Source organism: Mesorhizobium sp. M7A.F.Ca.CA.001.10.2.1 (assembly GCF_003998575.1).
In the GTDB taxonomy this organism is placed as follows: Bacteria; Pseudomonadota; Alphaproteobacteria; order Rhizobiales; family Rhizobiaceae; genus Mesorhizobium.
Window position 1 is genome coordinate 1 of the sequence record NZ_RZQY01000320.1, and the last position, 6,594, is coordinate 6,594.

Genomic DNA, 6,594 nt, shown 5'->3' on the forward strand with positions numbered 1-6,594 from the left:
GGGGATGCCGGGGAATGAAAAACAAGCATGTGGCCGTCTTGCTGGGTGGTTTTTCGTCCGAGCGGCCCGTGTCTCTTTCGTCGGGAAAGGCTTGTGCCGATGAACTCGAGAAGGAAGGCTACCAGGTCACCCGTGTCGATGTCGGGCGCGATGTCGGCTCCGTGCTTGCCGAGCTCAAGCCCGATGTCGCCTTCAATGCGCTGCACGGCCCTTTTGGCGAGGACGGCACCATTCAGGGCATCCTTGAATATCTCGGCATTCCCTACACCCATTCCGGCGTGCTCGCTTCGGCTCTGGCCATGAACAAGGAGCAGGCCAAGCGGGTTGCCAAGTCGGTCGGCATCGTGATCGCCGAATCGAAGGTCGCCAGCCGCTTCGCCATCCAGAACAAGCACCCGATGAAGCCGCCCTATGTGGTCAAGCCGGTCAATGAGGGTTCGAGCTTCGGTGTCGTCATCGTACATGAAGGCCAGTCGCATCCGCCGCAGGTGATCGGCTCGTCCGAGTGGAAATATGGCGATACCGTCATGGTTGAGCGCTACATCCACGGCAGGGAGCTGACCTGCGCGGTGATGGGTGATGTGGCGCTGGGGGTCTGCGAGATCATCCCGACCGGCCATTCCTTCTATGACTATGATTCAAAATATGTCGCCGGGGGATCAAAGCACGAATGCCCCGCAAAAGTTTCACCGAATATTTACCAAAAAATACAAACACTGGCGCTCAAGGCTCACCAAGCGATCGGCTGTCGCGGCGTTTCCCGTTCGGACTTCCGTTACGATGATCGTCATTCCGAAAACGGCGAGATTGTCTGGCTCGAGGTCAACACCCAGCCGGGTATGACGCCGACGTCCTTGGTGCCTGAAATCGCCGCCCAGGCCGGGCACTCGTTTGGCGATTTGTTGAGTTGGATGGTGGAGGACGCTTCGTGCCTGCGTTGAAATGGAGACAAGGTTGGGAGAGGGGCGCGGCGGGGCCGGCGCTGTTCGGCCTGCCATTGTCGTCGGGCCATTTCGTGCTGCCGCGCATGCTGCGCCGCCCGGTGCGCATTCTGGCGCGCCTGGGCGTCGGGGAATTCCAGGCGCCGCGCTTTTCCGCGGCCATGATGTCGGCCGTGCTGATTTTCTCGAGCAGTGCCTATGGCGCCTATCTCGGCGGTCATGTCGAGGGTATCGTGCAGAGCATCACCGCCCGTACCGGCTTTGCCGTCGATCAGGTCAAGGTGGTCGGCAATCGCCAGACCTCGGAAATCGACATACTCGACAGGCTTGAACTCGACGGTTGGACGTCGCTGATCGGCTTTAATGCCGAGGCCGCGCGGGAACGAATTGCGACATTGCCGTGGATCGAGGTCGCGGCCGTCCGCAAGGTCTACCCGCATACTCTGGAAGTGCGCGTCGAGGAGCGTGAGGCTTTCGCGCTCTGGCAACAGGGTGACGCGCTTTCGGTCATCGAGCGGAATGGCGCCATGATCGCGCCGTTCTCGGGCGGCAAGCAGGCGCTCCTGCCGCTGCTGATCGGCATCGGCGCGCCGGCGAGCGCGCCCGATTTCCTGGCCAAGGTCGAGAAATATCCCGAGCTCGCGAGCCGGATCAAGGGTTATATCCGTGTTGGCGAACGGCGCTGGGACCTGAAGCTGGACAATGGCATCACCATCAAGCTTCCCGAGGATGACGAGGAACAGGCGCTCGCCGAACTCGTCAAGATGGATCATGACAACGGCTTGCTGTCGCGCGACATCGCCGCCGTCGACATGCGCCTGACGGACCGGCTGGTCGTGCAGTTGACGGCGGAAGCGGCGACGCAGCGCGAAGCCGCCCTCAACGAGAAACCCAAGAGCCTGAAGCGCAAGCCGGAGACGAAGATATGAACTGGCTTGGCGGTCCTGGCGATGCCGCGTCGCGCCGGTCCGGCACCCTGACGGTGCTGGATGTCGGTTCGAGCAAGGTCTGCTGCATGGTGGCCAAGCTGAAGCCATGCGATGACGGCAAGCTGCTGCGCGGCCGCTCGCACCGGATCCAGGTGATCGGCATCGGCCATCAGAAATCGCAAGGCGTGAAGTCGGGTGTCGTGGTTGACCTCGATAGGGCGGAACATGCCATCCGCCTTTCCGTCGACGCGGCCGAGCGCATGGCCGGGCTAACGGTCGATTCGCTGATCGTCAACATGACGGCCGGCCGGCTGAAGAGCGAAGCCTTCTCCGCCACCATCAATCTAGGCGGCCACGAGGCCGACGAGGCCGACATCAAGCGCGTTCTCGGTGCCGGCGCCAAGCAGGCGCTGAAGGCCGAGCGCGAGGTGATCCATTCGCTTCCCGTCGGTTTCTCGCTCGATGCCGAACGCGGCGTGCGCGATCCGCGCGGCATGGTCGGCGACGCACTCGGCGTCGACATGCATGTGCTGACCGGCGACGCCGCGCCGATGCGCAATCTGGAGCTTTCCATCAACCGTTCGCATCTGTCGGTCGAGCGCATGGTGGCGACGCCCTATGCCAGCGGCCTGGCGGCCTTGGTCGACGACGAGCTGGAAATGGGCGCGGCCTGCATCGACATGGGCGGCGGCACGACGACGATCTCGGTGTTTTCGGAAGGCAAGTTCGTCCATGGCGACGCCATCGCCATCGGCGGCAACCACGTCACGATGGACATGGCCAAGGGGCTGTCGACCTCGCTCGATGCCGCCGAACGGCTGAAGGTGATGCATGGCTCGGCACTGCCGGGCAGCGCCGACGACCGCGACCTGGTCTCGATCCAGCCGATCGGCGACGACGGTGACGTGCCCTTGCAGATCCCGCGCTCGGTGATGACGCGCATCGTGCGCGCCCGCATCGACGAGACGCTCGAACTGCTGCGCGACCGGCTGAACAAGTCCGGCTATGGCAATGCAGTGGGCAAGCGTGTGGTTCTTACCGGTGGCGCCAGCCAGCTTGCCGGCCTGCCGGAGGCGGCGCGCCGCATCCTGGGACGCAATGTGCGCATCGGCCGCCCGCTCGGCGTGGCCGGTCTGCCGGAAGCGGCGAAGGGGCCGGCCTTCTCGGCTGCGGTGGGGCTTCTGATCTATCCGCAGATGGCGAGCTTCGAGAGCCATCCGGCGAAAGGAATTTCCGGTCTCAAAATGACCGGAACGGGCGGAAAACTGCATCGCATGAGTCAGTGGTTGAGAGACAGTTTCTAAAATTGACGGGGACAGCCCCATAGGCGGCCGCGGCGGCGAAGCGGCGTGAAAGGCAAAGGACGGAGACAATGACCATCAATCTGCAAAAGCCGGACATCACCGAGCTTAAGCCGCGCATCACCGTGTTCGGTGTCGGCGGCGGCGGCGGCAATGCCGTCAACAACATGATCACCGCCGGTCTGCGCGGTGTCGAGTTCGTGGTGGCCAACACCGACGCGCAGGCGCTGACCATGTCGAAGGCCGGCCGCCTGATCCAGCTCGGCGCGCATGTCACCGAAGGCCTTGGCGCCGGCTCGCAGCCGGAAGTCGGCCGTGCGGCGGCGGAAGAGTGCATCGATGAAATCCTCGATCACCTGACCAACACCCATATGTGCTTCGTCACCGCCGGCATGGGCGGCGGCACCGGCACCGGTGCTGCTCCGGTCGTTGCCCGCGCAGCGCGCGAAAAGGGCATCCTCACCGTCGGCGTCGTCACCAAGCCGTTCCACTTCGAAGGCCAGCGCCGCATGAAGACAGCGGATTTCGGCATCGAGGAATTGCAGAAATGCGTCGATACGCTGATCGTCATCCCCAACCAGAACCTGTTCCGGCTGGCCAATGACAAGACCACCTTCGCCGATGCCTTCGCCATGGCCGACCAGGTGCTCTATTCCGGTGTCGCCTGCATCACCGACCTGATGGTCAAGGAAGGCCTGATCAATCTCGACTTCGCCGACGTCCGTTCCGTCATGCGCGAGATGGGCAAGGCGATGATGGGCACCGGCGAGGCTTCCGGCGAGGGCCGCGCGATGGCCGCCGCCGAAGCGGCGATCGCCAACCCGCTGCTCGACGAGACATCGATGAAGGGCGCCAAGGGCCTGCTGATCTCGATCACCGGCGGCCGCGACCTGACGCTGTTCGAAGTCGACGAAGCCGCGACCCGTATCCGCGAGGAAGTCGACCAGGACGCCAACATCATCCTGGGCGCCACTTTCGACGAGGAACTCGAAGGCGTCATCCGCGTCTCGGTGGTTGCCACCGGCATCGACAAGTCGGCGGCTGAAATCGCCGCCGCGCCGATCTCGATCCGCACGGCGCCTCCGAAGCCGGCCAGCCGCCCGGCGGCTCAGATCGCGGAGGTTCGTCCGGCGCCTGTCCAGCAGGCGGCATACGAGCCACGCGCTATCGACCCGGTCGCGGAAGCCATCCATCTGGCCGAAGCCAATGCGGCGGCCATGGCGCAGGCGCGCCCGGCCCCGGTCGCCCACGCTGAAGATTTCCGCCCGCAGAGCAAGATCTTCCAGGCGCCGCCCGCCCAGCCGATGCCGCAGCCGGTGGTCCAGCAGATGCAGCCGGCCCCGCAGCCGCGCGAGATGCTGCAGCGCGAGGCGCCGCAGCCGGTTGCCATGGCGCCGCAGCGCATGCCGCGCGTCGAGGACTTTCCGCCGGTCGTCAAGGCCGAGGTGGATGCCAAGAGCCGCCCGGTCGACCACGAGAACAACAGCGGACCGATGGGCCTGCTGAAGCGCCTGACCAATGGCCTGACCCGTCGCGAGGAAGAACCCGCACGGCTGCAGCCGGCGCAGCCGCGCGAGCCCAAGCTGCGCCAGGCCGCGCCCGAAGTGCGCCGTCTCGCCAGCCAGGATGCGCAGCTCTATGCGCCGCGCCGCGGCCAGCTCGACGATCAGGGCCGCCTGACGCCGCAGGTGAGGACGACTCAGGAAGACGATCAGCTGGAGATTCCGGCGTTCCTGCGCCGCCAGGCCAACTGATTGGTAAACGGACTGTAACATTTGTTAACAGGCAAGCGAGGAATCGCTTGCCTGTTAATGTTTTAAATGATGTGATTTCAACGACTTACCAAGTCGCACTCGTTCCATTTTGCGGTTACACAGAGTAAGAAACCGTGATTTGGAGTCTCCCTGACGGGACATTATCTTCGCTGCCTACCATCATCGGTTTGCCGGGATTTCGGGGGAAGTCACCCTGCCAGCCGATTCACACAAGAGCCGCGCCCTCGGGCTGGAGAAGCGGACCTAGGCATTACGGGCTTATGGGGATTGTCTTGCACGACTATCAGACGACATTGAAGACGCGCGCGTCGCTTACCGGCACCGGCGTCCACAGCGGCAAGGAAGTGTCCATCAGCTTCGTGCCCGCGGATGCCGACACCGGCATCGTTTTCCAGCTTTTCAACGGTGCGGAACAGGGCCGCGAGTTTCGTGCCCTGGTTTCGGAAGTCGGCGCTACCGACCTGTGCACCATGCTTGGTGATCCCGCCGGCGAGCATATCGCCACGGTCGAGCACATCATGGCGGCGCTGTTTGGGCTCGGCATCGATAATGTCGCTGTCGAGATCGATGGTTCCGAGGTTCCTATCTTCGATGGCAGCGCCATGGCGTTCGTCGAAGCCATCGATCAGGCGGGTATCGAGACGCTCTCGGTCAAGCGGCGCTATATCAGGGTCATCAAGCCGGTCCGCATCGAGAACGGCGCCTCGTGGGCGGAGTTTCGGCCCTATGACGGGACCCGTTTCGAGATCGAGATCGACTTCGAAAGCCCGGCGATCGGTCGTCAGCTGTTTGCCTCCGACCTCAATGCCGATATTTTCCGTCGTGACATCGCGCGCGCCCGCACCTTCGGCTTCATGAAGGATGTCGAGCGGCTGTGGGCCGCAGGCTACGCGCTCGGCTCCTCGCTGGAGAACTCGCTGGTCATCGGCGACGACAACCGCGTCATCAATATGGGCGGCCTGCGCTACCCCAACGAATTCGTGCGACATAAGACGCTGGACGCCATGGGCGACCTGGCGCTGGCCGGCGCCCGCTTCATCGGCTGCTTCCGCTCCTATCGCGGCGGCCACAGGATGAATGCCGCGGCCCTGCGCCGTCTGCTCTCGGACCGCACGGCGTTCGAGATCGTCGAGACGACGCGCCGTGAGCGTGGCCGCAGCGCCGAGATGAACGCCGTCAATGCGCCACTCTACGCACCCTGGATGATCTGATTTCCCAGGTTTTTTTCGGGTTCCATGGTGATAGCGAATGTTGCAGGAATGCACCACCCGCCAGTGAAATTGCATTGATGTCCAAGTGGCGTCCGGCCGCCACAAAAATGCGCGATTGGCCGGAGATAGCGTTGCCGGGCAAGGCGGTTATGGTTTATGGCTGCTGCCGTCGATTAATGCATGTCATTCAAAAGTGGGGACCAGTTTTGAAACAATGGCGTGCAACTGGCATTGAAATAGCGCCGAAAGGGCGAGATCCAATCATGTTCTTCAAGCGAGTTGGTCAATTGAAAGCACCGCAGAGGGCTGTTTTCCTGGCGCTTTCAGTAGTTGTTCCATCGCTCTTTCTGTCGGCCTGCATGTCGTCGGAGAAAGATATCGACCTGTCGACCTATGTCGAGCAGACCGAGCCGGCCGATGTTCTCTACAATCAGGGC

The 6,594-nt window shown here is 63.2% G+C and carries 5 protein-coding genes and 1 pseudogene; all 6 read left to right on the forward strand.

Annotated elements, in window-relative coordinates; translation table 11 throughout:
• Nucleotides 1-14: 14 nt before the first annotated feature.
• Nucleotides 15-941, forward strand: a complete 927-nt coding sequence (locus tag EN964_RS20155) for a D-alanine--D-alanine ligase (RefSeq protein WP_127269283.1) — start codon at nt 15-17, stop codon at nt 939-941.
• A complete protein-coding gene (locus tag EN964_RS20160) occupies nt 929-1,870 on the forward strand; it encodes a cell division protein FtsQ/DivIB (RefSeq protein WP_127270941.1) in 942 nt (313 codons plus the stop codon). The genes EN964_RS20155 and EN964_RS20160 overlap by 13 nt, the downstream gene beginning before the upstream one ends.
• Nucleotides 1,867-3,174 carry a cell division protein FtsA gene (ftsA, locus tag EN964_RS20165; protein WP_127270576.1) on the forward strand — a complete coding sequence of 436 codons (1,308 nt, stop codon included), beginning with the start codon at nt 1,867-1,869 and terminating at the stop codon, nt 3,172-3,174. Before EN964_RS20160 ends, ftsA begins: the two co-directional genes overlap by 4 nt.
• Nucleotides 3,175-3,242: 68 nt before the next feature.
• Nucleotides 3,243-4,925 carry a cell division protein FtsZ gene (gene ftsZ / locus EN964_RS20170; protein ID WP_127273569.1) on the forward strand — a complete coding sequence of 561 codons (1,683 nt, stop codon included), beginning with the start codon at nt 3,243-3,245 and terminating at the stop codon, nt 4,923-4,925.
• A 281-nt stretch (nt 4,926-5,206) separates the two neighbouring features.
• Nucleotides 5,207-6,157, forward strand: a complete 951-nt coding sequence (gene lpxC, locus EN964_RS20175) for a UDP-3-O-acyl-N-acetylglucosamine deacetylase (RefSeq protein WP_023813134.1) — start codon at nt 5,207-5,209, stop codon at nt 6,155-6,157.
• Nucleotides 6,158-6,234: 77 nt separating this feature from the next.
• Nucleotides 6,235-6,594, forward strand: a pseudogene (locus EN964_RS38690) (hypothetical protein); the annotation flags it as partial.

Bases quoted from the DNA above. Each gene is read 5' to 3' on its own strand.
- lpxC (WP_023813134.1), top strand. From the start codon at position 5,207: ATGGGGATTGTCTTGCACGACTATCAGACGACATTGAAGACGCGCGCG.
- ftsA (WP_127270576.1), top strand. From the start codon at position 1,867: ATGAACTGGCTTGGCGGTCCTGGCGATGCCGCGTCGCGCCGGTCCGGC.
- ftsZ (WP_127273569.1), top strand. From the start codon at position 3,243: ATGACCATCAATCTGCAAAAGCCGGACATCACCGAGCTTAAGCCGCGC.
- EN964_RS20155 (WP_127269283.1), top strand. From the start codon at position 15: ATGAAAAACAAGCATGTGGCCGTCTTGCTGGGTGGTTTTTCGTCCGAG.